General features: G+C 42.4%; 20 protein-coding genes and 1 pseudogene. 4 read left to right on the top strand and 17 right to left on the bottom strand.

All coding sequences use genetic code 11. From position 1 onward, the window contains the following. Nucleotides 1-9: 9 nt before the first annotated feature. The 7 genes from SNE26_RS16670 to SNE26_RS16640 all read right to left on the bottom strand — a co-directional run bounded on the left by SNE26_RS16670 (nt 10) and on the right by SNE26_RS16640 (nt 6,167). Nucleotides 10-1,482 carry a PAS domain-containing sensor histidine kinase gene (locus SNE26_RS16670; protein ID WP_321555062.1) on the bottom strand — a complete coding sequence of 491 codons (1,473 nt, stop codon included), beginning with the start codon at nt 1,480-1,482 and terminating at the stop codon, nt 10-12. Between the two features lie 454 nt (nt 1,483-1,936). Next, on the bottom strand, nt 1,937-2,593 hold the full coding sequence (locus SNE26_RS16665) for a DNA alkylation repair protein (protein ID WP_321555061.1): 657 nt from the start codon (nt 2,591-2,593) through the stop codon (nt 1,937-1,939). Then, on the bottom strand, nt 2,594-3,064 hold the full coding sequence (locus SNE26_RS16660) for a YciI family protein (protein WP_321555060.1): 471 nt from the start codon (nt 3,062-3,064) through the stop codon (nt 2,594-2,596). 37 nt (nt 3,065-3,101) lie between these two features. Further along, nucleotides 3,102-3,398 (bottom strand): type II toxin-antitoxin system RelE/ParE family toxin, encoded by a 297-nt coding sequence (locus SNE26_RS16655; protein WP_321555059.1) that lies wholly within the window; start codon nt 3,396-3,398, stop codon nt 3,102-3,104. Continuing rightward, nucleotides 3,383-3,631, bottom strand: a complete 249-nt coding sequence (locus SNE26_RS16650) for a hypothetical protein (RefSeq protein WP_321555058.1) — start codon at nt 3,629-3,631, stop codon at nt 3,383-3,385. Before SNE26_RS16650 ends, SNE26_RS16655 begins: the two co-directional genes overlap by 16 nt. Nucleotides 3,632-3,747: 116 nt before the next feature. Beyond that, nucleotides 3,748-4,896, bottom strand: a complete 1,149-nt coding sequence (gene hppD, locus SNE26_RS16645; protein WP_321555057.1) for a 4-hydroxyphenylpyruvate dioxygenase — start codon at nt 4,894-4,896, stop codon at nt 3,748-3,750. A gap of 110 nt (nt 4,897-5,006) precedes the next feature. Beyond that, nucleotides 5,007-6,167, bottom strand: a complete 1,161-nt coding sequence (locus SNE26_RS16640) for a homogentisate 1,2-dioxygenase (RefSeq protein WP_321555056.1) — start codon at nt 6,165-6,167, stop codon at nt 5,007-5,009. Nucleotides 6,168-6,814: 647 nt separating this feature from the next. On the opposite strand from SNE26_RS16640, the pseudogene SNE26_RS29560 reads away from it, so the two are divergent. From SNE26_RS29560 to SNE26_RS16620, 3 genes and pseudogenes are all read left to right on the top strand, one after another. After that, nucleotides 6,815-7,908, top strand: a pseudogene (locus SNE26_RS29560) (ISAs1 family transposase). A 204-nt stretch (nt 7,909-8,112) separates the two neighbouring features. Then, nucleotides 8,113-9,108 (top strand): fumarylacetoacetate hydrolase family protein, encoded by a 996-nt coding sequence (locus SNE26_RS16625; protein WP_321555055.1) that lies wholly within the window; start codon nt 8,113-8,115, stop codon nt 9,106-9,108. A 197-nt stretch (nt 9,109-9,305) separates the two neighbouring features. Continuing rightward, a complete protein-coding gene (locus tag SNE26_RS16620) occupies nt 9,306-10,196 on the top strand; it encodes a flavin reductase family protein (RefSeq protein WP_321555054.1) in 891 nt (296 codons plus the stop codon). 141 nt (nt 10,197-10,337) lie between these two features. Here the strand turns inward: SNE26_RS16620 and SNE26_RS16615 are convergent, their stop codons facing one another. From SNE26_RS16615 to SNE26_RS16580, 8 genes are all read right to left on the bottom strand, one after another. Next, nucleotides 10,338-11,381 carry a two-component regulator propeller domain-containing protein gene (locus tag SNE26_RS16615; protein ID WP_321555053.1) on the bottom strand — a complete coding sequence of 348 codons (1,044 nt, stop codon included), beginning with the start codon at nt 11,379-11,381 and terminating at the stop codon, nt 10,338-10,340. Nucleotides 11,382-12,372: 991 nt separating this feature from the next. After that, entirely contained in the window at nt 12,373-13,071 is a 699-nt protein-coding gene (locus SNE26_RS16610; protein WP_321555052.1) for a L,D-transpeptidase family protein, read from the bottom strand. 297 nt (nt 13,072-13,368) lie between these two features. Next, nucleotides 13,369-14,304 (bottom strand): IS3 family transposase, encoded by a 936-nt coding sequence (locus tag SNE26_RS16605; protein ID WP_321554647.1) that lies wholly within the window; start codon nt 14,302-14,304, stop codon nt 13,369-13,371. 8 nt (nt 14,305-14,312) lie between these two features. Next, on the bottom strand, nt 14,313-14,714 hold the full coding sequence (locus SNE26_RS16600; protein ID WP_321555051.1) for a hypothetical protein: 402 nt from the start codon (nt 14,712-14,714) through the stop codon (nt 14,313-14,315). Between the two features lie 747 nt (nt 14,715-15,461). Next, nucleotides 15,462-16,208 (bottom strand): LytTR family transcriptional regulator DNA-binding domain-containing protein, encoded by a 747-nt coding sequence (locus tag SNE26_RS16595; RefSeq protein WP_321555050.1) that lies wholly within the window; start codon nt 16,206-16,208, stop codon nt 15,462-15,464. Further along, on the bottom strand, nt 16,205-17,239 hold the full coding sequence (locus SNE26_RS16590; RefSeq protein ID WP_321555049.1) for a histidine kinase: 1,035 nt from the start codon (nt 17,237-17,239) through the stop codon (nt 16,205-16,207). The genes SNE26_RS16595 and SNE26_RS16590 overlap by 4 nt, the downstream gene beginning before the upstream one ends. Before the next feature lie 28 nt (nt 17,240-17,267). Further along, on the bottom strand, nt 17,268-17,603 hold the full coding sequence (locus tag SNE26_RS16585) for a DUF4288 domain-containing protein (RefSeq protein WP_110583047.1): 336 nt from the start codon (nt 17,601-17,603) through the stop codon (nt 17,268-17,270). A 36-nt stretch (nt 17,604-17,639) separates the two neighbouring features. After that, nucleotides 17,640-18,497, bottom strand: a complete 858-nt coding sequence (locus tag SNE26_RS16580) for a LiaF domain-containing protein (RefSeq protein WP_321555048.1) — start codon at nt 18,495-18,497, stop codon at nt 17,640-17,642. Between the two features lie 50 nt (nt 18,498-18,547). Here SNE26_RS16580 and SNE26_RS16575 point away from each other — a divergent pair, with 50 nt between their 5' ends. Next, the gene (locus tag SNE26_RS16575) at nt 18,548-18,685 is read left to right on the top strand and encodes a hypothetical protein (RefSeq protein WP_321555047.1); all 138 of its coding nucleotides are present in this window, start codon (nt 18,548-18,550) and stop codon (nt 18,683-18,685) included. A 415-nt stretch (nt 18,686-19,100) separates the two neighbouring features. Here SNE26_RS16575 and SNE26_RS16570 read toward each other — a convergent pair whose 3' ends face one another. Further along, nucleotides 19,101-19,508, bottom strand: a complete 408-nt coding sequence (locus SNE26_RS16570; RefSeq protein WP_321555046.1) for a LiaI-LiaF-like domain-containing protein — start codon at nt 19,506-19,508, stop codon at nt 19,101-19,103. Between the two features lie 434 nt (nt 19,509-19,942). After that, nucleotides 19,943-20,998, bottom strand: a complete 1,056-nt coding sequence (locus tag SNE26_RS16565; RefSeq protein ID WP_321555045.1) for an agmatine deiminase family protein — start codon at nt 20,996-20,998, stop codon at nt 19,943-19,945. Nucleotides 20,999-21,046 lie beyond the last annotated feature (48 nt).

Genomic DNA, 21,046 nt, shown 5'->3' with positions numbered 1-21,046 from the left:
GTAATTTAATTATACCAACCTGATAGTAAATTTTGTGCCAACGTTTACGGTGCTGTCAACTTTAATGCTTCCGCCTAATGCTTCAATCTGGTTACGGGTAATAAACAAGCCAATCCCCTTGGCATCCGTATTTTGATGAAATGTTTTGTACATGCCAAAAATCTTATCGCCATAGCGTCCAAGGTCGATACCAAGGCCGTTATCTTCAAAAATGAGATAAATATGGTTTCCTTCTGTTAAGGTATAGCATTTTATAATGGGTTGCCTGTCGGGATGACTGTATTTTAAGGAGTTGGTAAGCAGGTTTTGTAAAATACTTTCCATATAGGCCGGTATATAGCTGATCTCCCGGCATTGCGTAAAGTCACCTTCAACATGGGCGTTTATGGTCTCGATATTATTTTTTAACGCCGAGCAAATGTTTTTGAACATTGGCTCTAATTCAACCATTTTTCGCTCTTTGGTAATTTCGGTCTGAATCTTAACTATTTCGTTGATGTGTTCGATGGTAAGATCGAGGCTGTCGCTGATGGTTTTAATATGCGAAAAGATCTCCTCCCGTTCTTCAGTTGTTTCGGTTTGTTCAAACAGGTTTACCATAAATTGAAGGTTGCCCGTATGCGAACGAAGATTATGTGAAACAATGTACGCGAAGTTTTGCAGGCGGCGATTTTGGTCGGTCAGTAAATTTATTGACTGTTCAAGTTTTAGTAACTTTCTTTTTTCGCTGTCGATATCCTGGATAACCCCTTTAACCGACGTGCATTTACCAAGGTGATTAATCACAGGTACAGCTTTTACCTTTAACCATAACATATTGTTTTTGGCCGAACGTAAAAGTAATTCTATATCAAAAGGCCTGCTGTGTTCAACAGTTTGGTTAATAGCATTTTGTAAAACAGGCCGGTACGGAGGTTCAAAAAAACTAATAAACTCTTCAACGCTCAGGTTTAAATGATTTTGAAGATCAAATAAATCATATACCTGTTTTGACAGCACAATGGTATTGATATTTTGCGGATCAATTTCCCAGATGCCTAACCGTGCTGTTTTGAAGGCATCATCATTAGTGATTTGGGATAATAAGTCATTTTGTTTGTAACGGTTGATATTGATAAGCGAACCGTAAACTATACTGCCATGCTCATCGTCAAGCTTCCTTATCGTGGTTTCAAACCACTGATACCCGTTTTTTTTTGTTAAAAAACGTAATTGAAGCGGCGGCGTACCTTCAGTTATCCTGTTGTTAATGGCATTAAAAAGAAACGGTTTATCGGCGTGGTAAAGCAGGTAATCAAAAAATGTATAAGCATCGCATTCAATTTCATTGAATTGATAATCTAATAGCGCATAGAAGCCTGTTGACCATTTTACTTCCCTTGTATTGAAATTATACTTCCAGATCCCCGTATCCAGATCATTGATCAAAGGGGTAAGGTATATGTCATCGCCGGAAAGTTTACCCTTTTCAAAAAAACTCATATCAACAATCTGTTCACTAATTCAATTTGTTTTTTGACACATGCTTATGATTAAAACATGTGCCATGATTTGAAGTTTTTAAATTTATAACCATCAGTTGTGTGGCCGTGGGTTTCTTCTCAATCATTATTCCACATTTGCCCGGCTTCAAATATAATATTTTTGATACTTTATAATGTATTCTTTTACTGGTATTTACGGTTTTAAGAATATCTGGCTATATATACTCCTAATTGAAGTAATATTTTACAAAATATGCATCAAATATACCCGGGTTTCAATTTTTTATATTAAAAAATGAAGATATCCTCAATAAAATATTTTGACGTAATTTAATTGTAAAAAATAGCGCACACTAAGTTAGTGAACATGGATGAACTATGATTGGTTATTATAATGTCCTATTTTACAGGCAATTTAGCTGTGTTTAACTTTATGGAAAAATATTAAATCTCTATTTTCTTATTAGTTCATTAAGCGCTTTTTTTGCAATCCATTTGGCTGATTTGGCGGGTTGGTTATATAAATATCGTGCAGTGTTAATAGCTTTAACTTTTAATATATTATTTCGTTTGCCTATTTGCCGTAAAGCCCAGTTAATAGCTTTTTTAACAAAGTTCCGGTTATCCCAGGCTTCCCGCTCCATAATGGGCAACAGGTTTATAAATACCTCGTCGGGCGCAGTTTTGTTATGAACTGCATATTCGGCCATTAAAACAAAACCGGCACGTTTTACAAACTCCTGCTCATGACTGCTATATTCAACAGCTTTATCAATGGCGAATGGGGTACGGTCAAAAAGATTACCGCAAACCTGGTCGCAAATGTCCCACGAATTAAAGTCGCTCGTCCAACTGTCCATTAGTTCCGGGGTAATCAGTTTGGGATCTGCTATCATGGAGGCCAATATCCGGGCCTCGTGTATTTGGGTATCCCAAAATGCTAAGGCCAGCTCATGATCTTTCTTGATGATTTTAGCCAGCTTACGGATCTCGGGTAGTTTTACGCCCAATGCCTTCGAGCTATCAATACCAAAACGGGCCATTCCTTTTAAATAATTGGCATCAGCTTTTTCTTTAAGCTCATCAATTACAAATTGTATGGCATCCATTTAATTGGTCATGCTTTTCTTTTGAAGGGTATTATGAATAGGCACAACCTGCATCAGCGCTGCGCTGCAATAAAAAGGGTGCAGTTCCATAACTAAAGCCCCTGCCTTGATAGCTGGGTCGGTTTCAGTAAGTTTTTGAGCTTCCTCTATGGTTTCAACATTAAAAATAAAAATTCCCCTTAATGGCTGATTATCCAGAAACGGGCCTGCAACAACCAGCTTACCTTCGGCGGCAAGGCGGCCAATATTTTTAAGGTGCGCCATTTGCAGCTGCATGTTAGCAGCCGAATCTTTAAGTTGTGTTGGCCCTTCTTTTAAAAAGGCCAGCACATACTTTTTCATACTATAGTCATCGGCGCCAAGCTTTTTGGCCAATGCTGCATCATACACGGGTTTGGCGGCCGGTGCATTTTGGGCTAAGCAGCCAAGGCTTAAAGCAAAGGATGCGATAATAAGTAAAGCTTTTTTCATCGATTTAAAACTTATGGTAATTGAATTTACTAACTGACTAATTTTTAGTTTTCCCGGGGCTTTGCCTGGTGTCAAAAAATGTTAACAGGATGATTTTATCTTCTTCAACCCTATAGAATAAGGTATTGTGTTTGGTTATAACAAAGCCCCTTATTTGCTTTTCTTTGTTTTCTAAAGTACCCATTTCGGGATAATTAGCTATAAGTTCAATTATTTTGTAGGTATTTATAACAAAGTTCCTTGTTACGTTTTCACCCCATTCCTGTTCTAAATATGCGATAATAGCATTGAACTTATTGCTGGCCAAACGATTCCAGATTATTGCTTTAGCCATTTTTTATGCATCTGCTTAACCTGGTCATGAGCTAAAAGGTTTGTATCATCAAAGCTTTCATCATAAGCTATTAGTAGCTCTTGTTTTTCAGTTTCGTTCAGGTTATTCCAAAGATGGCCAGTTTGATTAGCATTTAATTGCTGAATTAACTGATAGTAACTTTTTAATAGTTGCTCATCATCAATAGTATCTATCAAATGATGAAAATCCTCCTTAATGTTCATCGTATTCATTTTACAATGTCAAATTACTAATTTAATCAATAACAACAAAGCCGGGCATTCGCCCGGCTCCAAATCGTAAATTCAATATTAAAATCCGAAATCGAAATTCTCAAATCCGAAATCAATTAAAGGTTTCCCCTTGCTTCCTGCTCGCGTTCAATGGCTTCAAACAGGGCTTTAAAATTACCAGCGCCAAATGATTTTGCGCCTTTACGCTGGATGATCTCAAAGAACAGCGTAGGCCGGTCTTCAACCGGTTTGGTGAAGATCTGCAGCAGGTACCCTTCGTCGTCACGGTCTACCAGGATGCCTAAGCGTTTCAGCGGCTCAAGGTCTTCATCAATATGGCCAACGCGGTCAATCAGGTCGTCATAATAGGTTGAAGGAACCGTTAAAAATTCAACCCCACGGTTTTTTAGCTCGGTTACTGTAGCTACAATATCATGGGTAGCAAGGGCCATGTGCTGTACACCTTCGTCCTCGTAAAATTCAAGGTATTCTTCAATCTGCGACTTCTTTTTACCCTCGGCAGGCTCATTGATCGGGAATTTCACATAGCCGTTCCCGTTGCTCATCACCTTGCTCATCAAAGCCGAATACTCTGTCGAGATCATTTTATCATCAAAGGTGAGGATGTTGCGGAAACCTAAAACCTCTTCATAAAAGTTAACCCATTCGTTCATTTTATGCCAGCCTACATTGCCCACGCAATGGTCAACATACAGCAGGCCGGTATCTGCCGGATTGTAGTTATTTTCCAGCTTTTGATATCCCGGTAAAAACAGGCCCTTGTAGTTTTTACGTTCAATGAACATATGCACGGTTTCGCCATACAGCTTAATGCCGCTGGTGCGTACTTCGCCATTTTCATCGGTAAGGGTTTGAGGTTGTTGGTATGCTTCGGCGCCGCGTTTAGTGGTTTGTTCAAAAGCATCGTACGCATCATCAACCCAAAGGGCCAATACTTTTACGCCGTCGCCATGTTTTTTAACATGCTCAGCAATAGGGTGATCAGAGTGCAGGGGAGTGGTAAGCACAATCCTGATCTTGCCCTGTTGTAATACGTATGATGCCCTGTCGCGCACTCCGGTTTCGGGCCCGGCATAAGCCAGGTTTTGAAAGCCGAAGGCAGTTTTATAATAATGCGCCGCCTGTTTGGCATTGCCAACATAAAATTCAACGTAATCGGTTCCATTAAGGGGCAGGAAATCGGTAGCCCCCTCTAAATCTCCCCCGGTAGGGGAGACTTTTTTATCTAAAGTTTGTGTGTTCATTTTTAATTAGTGATTTAGCCTCACCCCGGCCCTCTCCAAAGGAGAGGGAGTTATAGGATAAGGGTGGATTGTTTTAATATTTATTCAAAGTCCTCTCCCCTGGAGAGGATTTAGGTGAGGCTCCAGCTCTTATAATAATTCTCGTCCTCAATCTTAATCGCATCCTCCGTAAGCATCAGCGGGCGAAAAGGATCGATCATTACCGCCAGTTCGTCTGTTGATTCTTTGCCTATTGATTTTTCAACCGAGCCCGGGTGCGGACCGTGCGGGATGCCACCGGGGTGTAGGGTGATCTGCCCTTTCACCACGCTTTTGCGGCTCATGAAATCGCCATCGACATAATATAAAACCTCGTCGCTGTCCACATTGCTGTGGTTGTAAGGAGCGGGGATGGATAGCGGATGATAATCAAACTTGCGGGGAACAAATGAGCAGATCACAAAGTTGTTGCCCTCGAAGGTTTGATGTACCGGAGGAGGCTGATGTAAGCGGCCGGTTATCGGTTCAAAATCATGGATGGACAGCGCCCAGGGGTAATGAAAACCGTCCCAGCCTATAAAATCAAAAGGATGAGTGCCATAGATATAAGGATAAATGAGGCCTTGCTTTTTAATCAGGATCTTAAAATCGCCATGCTCATCATAAGTTTTCAGATCGGCCGGTAGTTTGATATCACGCTCACAATAAGGCGAATGCTCCATCAATTGCCCATATTGGTTGCGGTAACGCTTTGGCGGACGGATAGGGCTAAAGCTTTCTACAATAAAAAGCCTGTTAGCCGTGCTGTCAAACTCCATTTGATAAATGGTACCGCGGGGGATCACCAAATAATCGCCATATTGAAATTTGATATTGCCGAAACCTGTTTTTAAAGTACCTGTGCCTTCGTGAATAAAAACTACCTCGTCGGCCTGGCTGTTCTTATAAAAATAATCAGTCATACTTTGGCGCGGTGCTGCCAGCGAAATATGCAGATCGCTGTTCACCAGCACTGGTTTGCGGCTTTGCAGGTAATCATCCTCCGGCTGTACGTTGAAACCTATCAGACTGGTATGCTTCAGGTGTTTTTCGCGCGCTATTTTAGGTTCCACGCTGTAGGGCTCGCCAAGGGTTTTTACAATGGTGGGCGGGTAGGCGTGGTACACCAGCGAATAAAGGCTCGAAAAACCTTCGGTTGATACCAGCTCTTCGGCATATAAACTACCATCGGGCTTACGGAATTGCGTATGCCGCTTAGGCGGAATTGATCCTAAACTATGATATAGAGGCATGAATTGGTTTAATTGGTTAACAATAAAACGTATAAAATGCTGATTTGTGTTCGGGCTTAAAAAGTCCGTAACGCATAGCCCTGACCATTAAATAAATAATGGTTAAAAAATAATAGAGGAAAGAGGAGGGGGAAATTAGTATTGCGCCAGCACGATCTTCGCGAGCATAGCATCCCTGAACGATGATGCATCACTCATAGAAGTGAGGCCGAGCGAAAACAGGAAATGCATTTGTACGCGTAGCATGATACTAAGTTAGGATGATTATGTTTAGAATGCAAATTTGGTGAGTGGTTGATTAAGTTGATTAGGTGAGTGGTTGACTATTTTTTACTCTACGCCGCCGCTCGGCTCCAGCCGAGTGGCATTTATTTCACGGCCTCTGGCCGCCGGGAAGTTGTATATACAGGCCAAAGGCCTGGCGATAATTGCCACTCGGCAGGAGCCCATAGCCGTTAACTTAAGGAAGAAAAAGCGCGGAATTGTGCGATTCCCCTCTTGAGAGGGGTGGAGGGGTGTGTTTCTGCTTTGATAAGCTTGTAGCAGAGACACCCCCCTGCCACCACTCGCTCCTCCGCGCCCCCTCTTGAGAGCAGGGCTGTTGCATTCTAAATATTATAAGTTAACTTGAGGTCAAAAAAGTTAGGATGGATAAGAGCATATTAGCGTATTTATCAGAGTTACCGGATATAAGGCGAAAGGCAGGCCAGCGCCATGACCAGACTTTCATTCTGTTGCTTGTGTTAATGAGTACAATGAGCGGTTATCATGGCTATCGTTCGATGGGTGATTTTATAAAGCGGAATGAAGTCGATCTTTTGGCCTTCTTTCAGCCTAATAAAGCCCGCCTTCCAAGCTTTTATACTATAAGACGTGTAATACAAGATTTAGACTTTAACAGCTTAAATGAGAGTTTCCATAAATGGGCCAGTCAGCATATTGATTTGTCTAAAAATGAATGGCTACATATAGATGGTAAGGCAATGAAAGGGACGATGAGCGATTATTCTCTTGACAAACAACGATTTGTAAGCCTGGTAAGCTTGTATAGTAGCAGGAGTAATCAAGTCGTTGGCCATGGTTTAGTTGACAACTCAAAACAAAGTGAAATCTCTGTAGTTCAGCAGCTTATTTCCAGTTTAGGATTACAGGGGGTAACGTTTACACTTGACGCATTACATTGTCAAAAAAAACGGTAGAGGCTATTATTGATACAGATAACAATTATATAATAGGCGTGAAGAAGAATCAAAAGAACCTTTACAAAAAGATCGAAACCATTACATCGGACGAGGCAATGGTTTGTAGTAAGTTTGTTGAGTTGTTGAAAAACAAAGGGCGAATAGAACGTAGAACAGTTTGGGTGTACCCGGGAACAGAGGAAATCAGTAACACATGGGCTGGGGTAAGCCAACTTATTAAAGTGCATCGCTGGGTAAAAGAAAAAGGACGTATCCGGGAAGAATACGCCTTTTTCATCAGTAGCTTAATCGGTAATGCGCAAATATTCTGCCATGGTATTAAAAGCCATTGGAGTATAGAAAACAGTCTTCATTGGGTAAAGGACGTGACATTTAACGAAGACGCTTCACGAATTAGAACATCCAATGCGCCTGAAAATACTTCTGTGTTCAGAAACATAGTTATTAATGTATTTAGAATAAATGATTACCCAAACCTCGCACAAGCGCAAAGGCTTGTTTGCAACGATATCAACAGGTTAAAACAACTATTAAATTAGAATGCAACAGCCCTGCTCTTGAGAGGGGATTTTTAAAACCCTTTGTTCAATTAATTGCTTAAGTTAACGGCTATGGGCAGGAGCCGAGCGGCGGCAGATATTTTATTTTTACACCCGCATAAGAAACCACTCACCTAATCAACTTAATCAACCATTCACCTAACAAAAAATCATTAGCTTTGGTTATACCAATTAAGCTACTCTATGAAATTAGTATCCTATAAAACCGAAGACCGCGAACATCTTGGCGTTTTTGTTAATGGCCACATCTACAATTTAAACTCCTGCGATAAGCTGATCCCTGATAACATGAATGAGTTTTTGTGGGGTGGGCCCGAATTGATGGAACATGCCGCGCGGGTTAACGAAGAGATCCGGTCGGGGAAGATAGAGGCTAAAGAGGAATTGTTTTTTGAACTGATGGCCCCGGTACCGCACCCAACATCATGCCGTGACGGTTATGCGTTCCGTCAGCATGTAGCTTCGGCCAGGCGTAACCGTAAGTTGGATATGATACCGGAGTTTGATCAGTACCCTATATTTTATTTCACTAATCATAATGCCATACAAGGCGCGGGCGAAATTGAATGTATGCCCGATCATTTTCAAAAGCTCGATTTTGAACTGGAAGTGGCAGTAGTGCTTAATAAAAAGGGGTGCAACATCACAGCCGCCGAAGCGGATAGCTTTATTGCCGGCTATATGATTATGAATGATATGAGTGCCCGCACCCTGCAAATGGAAGAAATGCTGCTGAACCTTGGGCCGGCAAAAGGTAAAGATTTTTCGACAGTGATTGGTCCGTGGCTGGTGACGCCTGATGAGCTGGAGCAATACAAAGCGCCTGCAAAACCCGGCCATACCGGCAACGCCTATAACCTGGAGATGAAATGCGTGGTGAACGGCAAACAGGTATCGGCAGGTAATATGGCCGACATGGACTGGACCTTCGCCGAGATCATTGAGCGTGCCGCCTACGGTTGCGATGTATTACCGGGCGATGTAATAGGCTCGGGTACTGTTGGCACGGGCTGTTTTCTTGAACTGAATGGCACCGGTGTACTTAATAATGCCGACTATGAACCGCAATGGCTACAGCCGGGAGATTTGGTTGAAATGGAGATCACCGGCTTAGGTATGCTTGGCAATATTATTAAAAAGGCCGATAGTGATTTTTCGATATTGAAGTTGAAGAAATAGAGACCGATACACATAAGATAAACATAAAAACGCGTCATTGCGAGGTACGAAGCAATCCCAAACTATGCAGAGGGACTTGCAGAGGTTCTCTACCAATCGGGGATTATTAATATTTATAATTTGATTTTATAGGTATTAATGAGCTCGCTTTGGTCGGTTGTCTTCGTACCTCGCAATGACGGCTGTGAAGAAAAGCAATGCCCACCATCAATATATCCGATCTTTCGCCAATCCAGATACAAAGTTACCTGAACTTTGCGATAGCACCGCGACCGATTTGCCTGGCCTCTACAGTTGATGCTGCGGGGAATGTAAACCTGAGCCCATTCAGTTATTTTAACATTTTCAGCGTTAATCCGCCGGTATGTATATTCTCGCCATCGCGCAGGGTGAGGGATAATACTACCAAACATACGCTCGAAAATATAAGGGAAGTGCCCGAATGTGTGATCAATATTGTTAATTATGATATGGTGCAACAAACCTCGCTGTCAAGTGTAGAGTATCCGCAGGGTGTTAACGAATTTATTAAATCAGGATTAACACCAGTGCCATCACAATTAGTAAAGCCTCCGTGCGTAGCCGAATCATATGTGCAATTAGAGTGTGTGGTGAACGAGGTGATTAGCTTAGGACAGGGGGCAGGTGCCGGTAACCTTGTGTTAGCAGAAATTAAACGGATGCATATTAACGATGCTGTTTTAGATAACGATGGCAAAATTGACCAGGCAAAAATGGATCTGGTTGCCCGGCTCGGCGGTGACTGGTATTGCCGTGTAACCAAAGAAAACCTGTTTAAGGTAGCCAAGCCAAACACTAAAATGGGTATCGGCGTTGATGCGCTACCTTATGCTATCCGCAACTCAAGGATCCTCACAGGTAACAACCTCGGGCAATTAGGCAACCTGGAAGCCATACCCGGCGATGATGCTATCGAAGCCTTTGCACTAACCCCGGAGATAAAAGAAGTACTTGATGCCACCATCGGCGACAGCCAAACCCGTGAGTTGCAATTACATCTGAAAGCGAAACAATTGCTTGAAGAAGAGAGGGTTGTAGAGGCTTTGATGGTGTTGCTGATGGAATGATAGTTGAATATGTTATTAAGCATACGGTGATAACAACAATGGCCTGCTGAATCTTCGATTGGAGGCACTGTTGTTTTTCAACCAATCGATGCGAATTAAAAGCCTCAAGTATTCTTCTACCAGCGTGGGACGGATCATCAGCTACATCCCTTTAAAGTCTTTAATGGTGTTTCCATCGTACCGATACACTCCATCCACAGCACCAAACCAAATATTTCTTTTATCATCTTCTAAAATCCCAAAAACCATTGGCTTATTAGTTATTTCGGTTACTGATGGCTTTTTATCAGACAAGGATTTCTCATCGTAACGGGAAAGCGCCCAGGCTGCGGTATTAGCGCTAAAACCAGAAAGTACCTTGTTGGGGTTATCAGCGCTTTCTGAACTTGTCCAAATGTTTCCTTTTTTATCCTCGTAGATATAACCTGTAAATTTCCGGATAAAATTGGTAAATGAGCTACCATTGCAGCGCCACAGTCCATCACTGCCTGCGAGCCAGATATTGCCCTTTTTATCTTCCATTACAGAACGAACATTGGTAAAAGGTTTACCATTACGGCTGAAAATCTTAAATATTTTTCCGTCATACACAAAGGTGTTGCCTCTTGTGGCAAACCAAAGCTTTCCCGTTCTGTCTTCAATAATTGAATTAACTTCATAAGGTGCCCTATCCGGAAATGTTTTCCCCGTTGGGTCTTCGTTCATCCCATATCCGTTTATGATATAATTCCGAAATGATATTCCATCATACCGGCTTGTTCCACCCGAAACGCCGAACCAGATGTTACCTTTTTTATCTTCATAAATACTTACAACATCATTATTGAGAAGGCCGTCCTTAATTGTAAAATTACGAAAGGATTTCCCATCGTAACGGTAAACACCTGAACCGATAGAGCCAAACCACAAGTTGCCTTTCTTATCTTCTAAAACAGAAAAAAAGCGGGCCGAACTCACTTTACTTGTGATATTGATAAAAGATTTTCCATCGTATCGAAAAATACCATCAAATGCAGCGATCCAAATGTTTCCTTTTTTATCCTGAATGAGGTTGCGGCTAATTCGGTTAGGTCCGGCGAAAGGGATTACGTTTTCAGCATGTTTTTGCTGAGCCTGTACAGGGAAATAAATTACTCCTGCCAGCAGAATGATCAGGCAGGACAAAACGTTTCTTTTATCTTTCATATCATATCAAAGTTGATTCAGCGAAATTACTTTGATACCTTTCCGTCAGAGCAATCAGGATTGTAAATAAAAATGTAAACTTTGTAAATAAAACCTCCATATTATCCCTATAGCCGAAATCTCCTCTCCGGAAAGCGCAAATACTTGTTTGGATTGACATTAAGCATGTATTATAGCCAGAAGTGTTCGGAAGAATAAAAAAAGCGAGGGATTGTGCGATTCCTTCCCCTCTCGAGCTACAGTGTGTACACATCTTTTAAATAAAAAAAAATGTCATTTCGATTGAGCAGGGGCGGGCTAAGAAGTGGGGCGAAAGAGAAATCTTCTACATCAGGCTCTACAATCATACTTATAAAAGCAGGGCGTAGAAGATTTCTCCTCACCCCCTGCGTGCGAATTCTCCCACCAGGTTCGTTCGAAATGACATTTTTTTCAATTATTGATAGAATTTAAAAGATGTGTACACACAGTAGCCCTGAGAGGGTGTAGGGAGGGGGGCATTCACAGACTTATTCGCCTGAAATGACGTATAAACCCCTCCCTGCCACCACAAAATTCAGCCGCACCCCTCCCAGGGGCTACAGTGTGTACACATCTTTTAAATAAAAGAAAATGTCATTTCGATTGAGCAGGGGCGGGCTAAGAAGTGGGGCGAAAGAGAAATCTTCTACATCAGGCTCTACAATCATACTTATAAAAGCAGGGCGTAGAAGATTTCTCCTCACCCCCTGCGCGCGAATTCTCTCACCAGGTTTGTTCGAAATGACATTTTTTTCAATTATTGATAGAATTTAAAAGATGTGTACGCACAGTAGCCCTGAGAGGGTGTAGGGAGGGGGTTCATTCACAGACTTATTCGCCTGAAATGACGTATAAACCCCTCCTCCCAGGGGAGGGAATTAAAAATCTTCCGAACACTTCTGGTGATAACCCGGCCACAAGCAAATATTTAGCTCCATCTGCGTAATCAACGTAATCAAAAAATCAACGGTCAGTAAGCGTATTCCTTCCCCTTAAGATGATAATCAACTGGCACCTGTCGTTTTTCAAATAATTCGTAAGCAGGTTTAAGGGAACGCCAAAAGGTATCTTGTTTGTAAGCCGCATAACGCTTTAAGTTTGCATCATCCATCCGGAAAGGGAAAATATCAACACGGACTTGCTTTTGGCCGGCTGCAAACGCTTCGTAAACAAGGGTATAAATTTCTTCGATCCGGGCATCGGTCATGGCATAGCAACCTATAGAAGCACAGTGCCCATGAACCATAATGGCGCTGCCGGTGTAGCCTTTAGCTTTTTCAATGGCATTGGGATATCCTACATTAATAGCCAGGTAATAGTTGCTTACCGGGTTAAGTTGTTTGGGCTCTATGGTATATAACCCTTCCGGACTTTTTCCATCGCCATTGCGGGTTTTAGTACCCAGTCCACCCGAGTAGGTACATACGTCATAAGTTTTAAAAAGCTGGTATTTATTGGCAGATTTTACCCATACTTCAAGCACGCTGATATCTTTGATAATACGTAGGTATACGGAGCCATAGGGTGCAAAGCCTTTGTCTTTAAGCTCTTTCTGAAGTTTAGGCCATACATTAAGGCGCACATCGCTGGCACGTTTGCTATCGGGGATTTCGGTTTTGTGAAGTGCTATCAATATAATTAATAGTAGCAATGTAATTGGTTTAGGCATTGGTCAGGTTGTTAACTATGATTATAGTTAACGTGGATATATGCATTAAATTATTGCGATTAAGCGAAAAATATAAGTCATCTTCATTGCGAGTATCCATTATGTCTCCTCAGGGTCTCTCGCAGATTTAGGTTTACCCATAAAATTTCTCGGCCTGAATTTCAACACGAGGCACCTACCGGAGCCGAAAAGACATTCCTTTAATTGCTATAAACACGTTGCCCCGATGGGACCGGCAGTGTTTTATAATATAATGTCTCGTCCTAAAAAAAGTTTACATTTTATGAGATAGTCCTGTTATGTATTTACAAGTGTAGTGATGTCCTGTGATACGTTTACAATGTTAGTGTTTTTGCGATAATAGTTCTTCCACAATTTTTGAGGTAGCAAGCTTTTATCATGCACATGTTGGGGCGTTAGCAGACCGATACTGAAGTGTGGCCGGTGTTTGTTATACAACTCGATAGCTCTATCCAGTAATTGTTTTGCTTGTTGCTTATTCTCAGGCCGGTGATGCTTAAGATATTCTTCTTTAAGAATGCCGTTCATTCGTTCAGCAACGGCATTCTCTAATGGGTCACCGTTCTCGGTCATACTGATCTTGATGTATCTGTCCTGTAATAGCTTTACATAGCTTTCTGTGCAATATTGCACTCCCCGGTCCGAGTGATGTATAAGTGCCTCCGGCAATTGTTCAGGCAGGTCTTTTAAAGCCATTTTCAAGGCCTGTATCGTTTCGATCGTTTCTAAGGTATCAGCCAAATGATAGCCAACTACTTTGTGCGAATAAGCGTCCGTTATCAAACTGATGTACAAATGTTCTTCTTTTACTTTCCAGTAGGTGATATCGCTTACCCACAGTTGGTTAGGCCTGACGACCTCCAGGCTGCGTATGATATTCGGCCATCTGTTGAACCGGTGACCCGACCAGGTCGTCACATGCCGCCTGCGGCGTTTCTTTACTAACAGTCCATTAGCTGACAACAGGTCGAACAGTGCATCCCGTCCCATTTTAATGCCATGATCAAGCAAAAAAGGGTGCAGCTTTTCATAAAGCTTCCTGCCACCCATTGCCCGGTGGTCTTGGCGAATGCTGACAACCTCCTGCAATATAAGTGTATCCTCTATTCCAGATGCTTCTTGTTGCCAAAAGTGCTGATAATAGGCCTGACGGGTAATACCAAGTAACCGACATAATCGTACAAGGCTGATCCTTGTATACATGTCTTTCATCTCATGGATCACTTGGTATCCGACTTTTTTCGGATAGGAATATTAAGATCACGTTCAGCAATCTCGATCATACGCTTGTACATTTCACTGCGAAGCTGCTCATCTTCAAGCTGACGTTCGAGTTCTTTGATGCGTTGTTGTTCTTGCGACAAGGCACCTGTAGGCGGATCTTTATGGGGCTTCTTTGCGGGCAAGGATAGTGGTTTTACTGATGACAAATATCTGTCTTTTTCCGAAACTTCTGCATAACCTAACTTCTGCATCCAACGCGTTATGCCACTATGTATCTTGATATCATATTTCCTCAACAACGCCTTTTGACTAACACTGCCAGCCAAATACTCTTTGATAACTGAATGCTTAAATTCAAGTGAATAATGTCCTTTTCCATCAATAATGATCTTTTCCATGTAGTTTATTTTTGTGTAAACTCATTTCAGGACAAGACATTTAAAAATATATTGGACTCCAGCGGAGTCTCGTAATCGTAAACTTGCTTTCCGGGATGTTTAGATTTTGCGGGTTAACTTAAACCATAGTGGGCCCTGAGGTTCACAGCATTCTAAACATCTATCAGGATATTCAGAACAGCGAATGTGCATGGCGTGTACATCGGGGTCCTCTACGAGAGACCCTGATGGGGCGTTAAAATATATTTTGGGGATGGTGCGCAGGCTGCGTTAGGGATTGCAGTGTAAAGCCCGGAGCGTGCATCGGGTTTGTGTGTGGGCAAAGCGAGGACTTGTAACGGAAAGCCCGGCCCGTTAGCTAACGGGAACGCCCATGTTATAAAACCGCCAAAAAAATACTTAACAATCAACAACTTACGATCACGTCATTATAAGGTACGAAGCAATCGCGAACTGTACAGAATAGCTATGCAAGCCCCTCTGTATTTAAGGGATTGCTTCGTTCCTCGCAATGACGGGTGTATATTGTATTATATATGCTGATTTTTAAGTCTATACAAATTCTATATCCCCAACACCTGTTTCAACTTCACGTAAAATATTAACCACGTCATTGCGAGGTACGAAGCAATCGCGAACTGTACAGGGCGGCTATGCAAGTTCCTCTGTATTTAGGGGATTGCTTCGTGCCTCGCAATGACGGGTAGAGAAATAATATCGTGTAGCTTGGTTTTTAAACTCTTACGGTTAAATCCCCAACACCTGTTTCAACTTCACATACCCCGTTTTACTTACCGGGATTTTGGCGCCTGATTTCAGGATAGCCAGGTGAGCGTCTTTTTCGTATGGATCTATACGGGTGATCTGTTGTATGGCTACGATGTATGAACGATGAACACGGACGAAATGATTGGGATCAAGCGTTTGTTCAAAAAAGCTCATGGTTTTGTTTTTGAGGTATGAGCCTTCTTTGGTGATCACGCTTACGTAATCATCATCGGCTTGTAGGTACTCAACATCGGCAACAGGGATGATCTTTACCTTGGTGCCGGTTTTTACCACAATGCGTTCGTGTTGGGCGGGCGACTGGGTAGCGGCGGTTTCCAGTAATTCTTCCGTTTGTTTAACAGCAGGTTTTGGCGTAGCCGAAGCCAGGAATTTTTCAACAGCTTTATTAAAACGTTCTTTACTGAATGGTTTTAACAAATAGTCAACCGCATGGGCTTCAAAAGCTTTAATGGCGTATTCATCAAATGCGGTGGCAAATATTACGGCAGGGGGCTGCTCAACCAGTTCAAGCATTTCAAAGCCGGTAATTTTAGGCATCTGGATATCTAAAAAAACCAGGTCGGGCTGGTACTGCTGAATGGCTTTGAGGCCTTCAAAGCCATCGTTGCATTCCTGTATCAGTTCAATGTCTTTAAAATCAAGCAGGTATTCCCTTACAACCATGCGGGCTAAAGGTTCGTCATCAATAATTAAAGCTCGCTTCATAGTTGCGGTATTTTTATAATGGTTGTGTACAGATCATCGCTCGCGTGGGTTTCCATCAAATCATTGCGGGCATACAGCAAATATAATCGACGTTGCACTCCCCGCAAACCAAAACCCGTACCTTTTTTTGGTTTGGATGTTTGCGGATCGTACGGGTTCTGTACCATTAAGTTCAGGTAGCCATCTTCAATTTCACCGCGAATGCTCACCGTAACTTCACCAATGGTATCGTACAGGCCAAATTTAATGGCATTTTCAACCAAAGGCTGTAATAGCATAGATGGCAGTATGGCGGTTCCGCATTTGGGGTCGCAGCTTATTTCGGTTTGTAAACGGTGCCCAAAGCGTACTTTTTCTATATCGAGGTATAAGTTAAGATGTGCCAGTTCTTCTGTTAAGCTAACCTGCAGCTGATCGTCCTTCTTAAGCGTTCCGCGCAAGAAGTCAGATAGCTGGTGGATCATCCTGCGGGCCTCATCGGGCTTAAAACCAATAAGGGCATTGATGGAGTTTAGGCTGTTAAACAAAAAGTGCGGCTGTAGCTGCTGACGCAGATTGTATAGCTCGGCTTCGCGGGCCAGCTGCTCGGCTTCGGTTTTGCGTTTCAGGGTTTCTTTCTGGTCGAGCTGTGAAAACCATAACAAACTGATCATCGCCATCCATCCGATAGCTAAAAAGTCGGTAAAAAAGCGGATGGTTAACGACTGGGCCAGGAACCCGGTGTAGATCTGGTCGCTGTTAATGAGCGGTAAAAGGTAACGGCAACCAGCTGTACAGATGCCTGCAAGCGCCACGCACCAGATAAACAGGTTAATATAGCTGCCCTTACCTGGCTGGTAGTAGCGTAAGTTATTGTTGATAAGCCAGCAGGCGCATGAAAGCAGTATGGCGCTCAACAGGCCATCGGTAGCGGCGGTGAACCATAAAAAACCAAAACTATGAATGATATAAGTTTGTAATGCAGCCCAAACCAGGCCGCATATTACAAATGCCGCGTATAGTTTTGATGTTTGTATTGATGGAACTTCCAAAACGGGTTACTTTCTGTGGTTTTAAGGTTTAATTTCTGATGCCCAATAAGGCCGACTTATGATGCGCCCAGGCAATGTACAGGTCGGCATCGGGTGTTTCGTGTATGTTATAATACAATTCGGTGCCGTCGGTAAGTTCGCCAAGCTGGTTAAGTTCGGCCACATCAATAAATTGCCATTTAACGGTTTGCTTTTCAATATTCTTGAAGCTATCCTGGTTGGCGTGACCTATCCGGTTAGCTTTTTCATAAGCCACCAGTTCGTTATCTGCACTGATCAATCTTAATTGCTCATCAAATTGCGCCTGATGGTCGCCATCCCCGCTTATCACCCTGAAAACTAATTTTGCTACGTACCAGTTCATGTTTTTATGCTTTTCGTAATTAGCTGCCTTGATTAATTAATAACTGCGGATATCAACACCCGCAAATATGGATACGCCTTTAAGTACCAGCACCTTCTCGCTGCCTACACTTGCGGTGCTCCTGATGCGTTTATCATCAACACTGGCAAAAACCGCCGCCAGGTCAGATACTACCTGCCAGTTTGATGGCACAATAATTTTAGTTCCGCCGAAGATCTGGGTAATATCAATGATGATACGGCCGTTAATATCAGCCTGGGTAAAATCAAGTTCGGCGCCGCCAAATATGTTCACGATATCGCCACCGCGGAATTGTTTGGAAAGGATGGTTTTGTTAACCCCGCCAAAAATAGATACGGTATCTATATAATCGTCGCCTGAATATTTGGAGTTGTATTGTTGCTGTTTCTGGGCATAAGGATCAACGGGAGGGATCGGGTCGCCCTCATCTTTTATTGTATAGTCAACAACAGGCTCAGTTTTTTCAAACTGGAAAGGTTCTTTTTTGTCCCAGCTGCCCCATTTATCACCTTTGAACTCGTTTTTCCATTGTTGAGGATCAAAGTGTTTGTTGCGCCTTAATATCAGCCACATACCAAAGCCAATTACGGCCAGTGGCCACAGGATACGATCTGAGTTATCAATGTTTTTGCTAAGCAGCAGCAGTACACCTATGCCCACCAGCATGATCCATGAAGCTTTTTTATATTGATGTTTTGAACCAATATAAAGTCCCCAGAAAACAAGCCATAGCGGCCATAACACTATAGCGTGAGGTATAAAGAAGAGGTTGAATTGCTGAAGCAGCAATATGCCGCCTACAGCAAGTAAAATGATCCCGGCAACAGATTTGCCTTTGTTAGGATCTTTTGGATGTTCTATATCGTTGTTCATTGTATTATCTGCAAATTAAAATCATATCCAAAACTAAGGTAACATTATAGTTGAGCCAAACAAAAACTGGCGATGTATTTAAAGAAATCGGTGAAGGGGGATGTTTTGGCGGTGAAAAAGTTGCGATTGATATTTTGTCATTCGGCAAAAATAAAAAATTGTGTGTTGCGACGGTTTTTTATCAATAAAATAAGCCGGGTTTTACATTAGTAAATAAATCTTAAGGGTGGATATGCTGATGGCAGAATATCCCTCAAAATTAAAAAGCATATAATTAACGTTCAAATTCAGCTTTATCGCAGGTGTTCAATTTTTTAAAAACGGGTGTTCAGCTTTTTATTTCCTGAATATCTATGTTATTGATTCTCAGTAGGTATCTGTTCAGGTATAGCGAATTGGCGATAATTATTAAAAGTTAAATTTCTGATTATTAGTTATTTGTATTTTAGAAAAATAACAAGGTGTTCACACCTAAAAAAGTTGAACACCCAGCTAACATTGGTTAAGAGGTTGGATTTTAGATTAAAGCTATCATTAGTATAACAAAAAGCCGCGGCTTTTTAAAAATGCCCCGGCTTTGATATATATGATAGATGATTGAGTTTATGCTTCGGTTTTAGGCTGCTCAAAGTCGAAATGCTGTTTGGCTTTTTCGTTCTTTTCCCAAAAGTCACGGTCGGTTTGTTTGGCGGGCCTTACAGCTATCCAGGTGCCAAGTAGCATAAGGGCAATTGGCCAGGTAATGCGGTCGGCATTGTTAACGTTGTCATTTACCAGGAATATCACGCCTAACAATATCATAAAGATCCATGATGGTTTTTTGAAGTCATGTTTGGCACCCATGTAAGCGCCCCAGGCTATGAACCACATTGGCCAGCTAAAAAGCCAATCGGGAATAAGTAAGGCATCGAGCTGATCTATCAGAAATAAACCACCGGCTGCCAGTAAAATTATTCCTAACATGATTTTGCCATTTCTTTTGTTTTCGGTGTTTATTATATCGTTGTTCATTGCTTTAAGTTTTAATGTTACCCAAAACTACAGCAACAGGGCAGGCTGGTCAATCAATACTTGGCGATGTAAGGGGAGATGTCGGTGAAGTGAGGGATAAAGGCGGTGAAAAAAGTTAAGAGAAGCAAGAAGTCAAGATGCAGGAAGCAAGATGGGAATTGAGAGGCAAGAAGTCAAGGTGAAAGAAAGAAGATTAGAAGGAAAAGCTTCATTTAAAAAAACGAATTGTAATTTCGACGAACGGGTAGGGTAAAGCGCGATTGGGTGAGGAGAAATTTTATACGCCCTGCTTTAAGCCATGCATCGTTGCTTTACAAGCGTAGAAGACTTCTCTTTCGCCCCGATGCTCAATTCCACCGCTGCTCTGTCGAAATGACAACGCTTTTAATCAAACGCCCTCCCCATCAGTTGGCGGGGGAGGGCGTTCTGTACTCTTATTCCGGTTCCTGTTGGCTGAGGCAGTGGAAACTGCCAAGGCCCCAGATAATGTCGGTGCTGTCTATGCCCACAACCTTACGGTCGGGGAAGCATTGGGTCAATATGTCAAGCGCTTTATCGTCGTTCTTTGAACGGTACGTAGGCACTATCACAGCCGAATTAGCAATGTAAAAGTTGGCGTATGAGGCAGGTAAGCGGGTATCTTCGTAAATTACTGCATCGGGCATAGGCAGCTCAATGATGTTAAGCTGTTTGCCATTGAGCAGGCGCATGGTTTTCAGGGTTTCGAGGTTTTCCTGGAGGATGTGGTAGTTCTCATCGTTCTTATCTTCCTCCACAACGGTAACAACGGTGTCCTCGTTCACAAAGCGGGTAATATCGTCGATATGTCCATCGGTATCATCGCCTACAATGCCATCACCCAGCCAAAGGATTTGCTCTGCACCATAATAGTTTTGCAGGTAAGTTTCAATCTGCTGCTGGTTAAGCTGTGGGTTGCGATTTTTGTTGAGCAGGCAGGCAGTAGTGGTTAAAATGGTGCCTTTACCGTTAAAGTCGACCGAGCCGCCTTCCATAACAATGCCCGGGTTAAATACAGGTAAGCCAAAGTGGTTGCCTATTTTGGTAGGGATCACATCATCCAAATCAAATGGAGGGTACTTATCGCCCCAGGCGTTATAGCCCCAGTCGACAATGGCCTTTTGTTTGGTAGCAGGGTTTATCAAAAACGCCGGACCATGATCACGGCACCAGGCATCATTGGTAGGGAACTCAAAGATCTCTATTTTGCTTAAATCTACCCCTGCATTCTGCAGCTGGAAAATCACCGAGGCTTTCATGTCTTCGTTGACCACGTTAATGCGTACCAGTTCGCCTTCGGTAACTACTTTGATAAACTCGATGTAGGGTGCGTAAATGGTATCGATTTTGCCCGGCCATGAAGCCTCTTTATGGGGCCAGCTAAGCCAGGTAGCGGTATGTTTGGCCCATTCGGCGGGAAAATGGAAGCCCTGCGAAGCGGGGGTAAGTATGGTTGATATTTGTTGGCTCATAATTTGGTGATGCAAATGTAAGGGTATTACCTGATATCAAAAACGTCA

Origin of the sequence: Mucilaginibacter sp. cycad4 (assembly GCF_034263275.1) — a bacterium.
GTDB lineage: Bacteria > Bacteroidota > Bacteroidia > Sphingobacteriales > Sphingobacteriaceae > Mucilaginibacter.
This window is presented reverse-complemented; position numbering and strand designations above follow the sequence as displayed.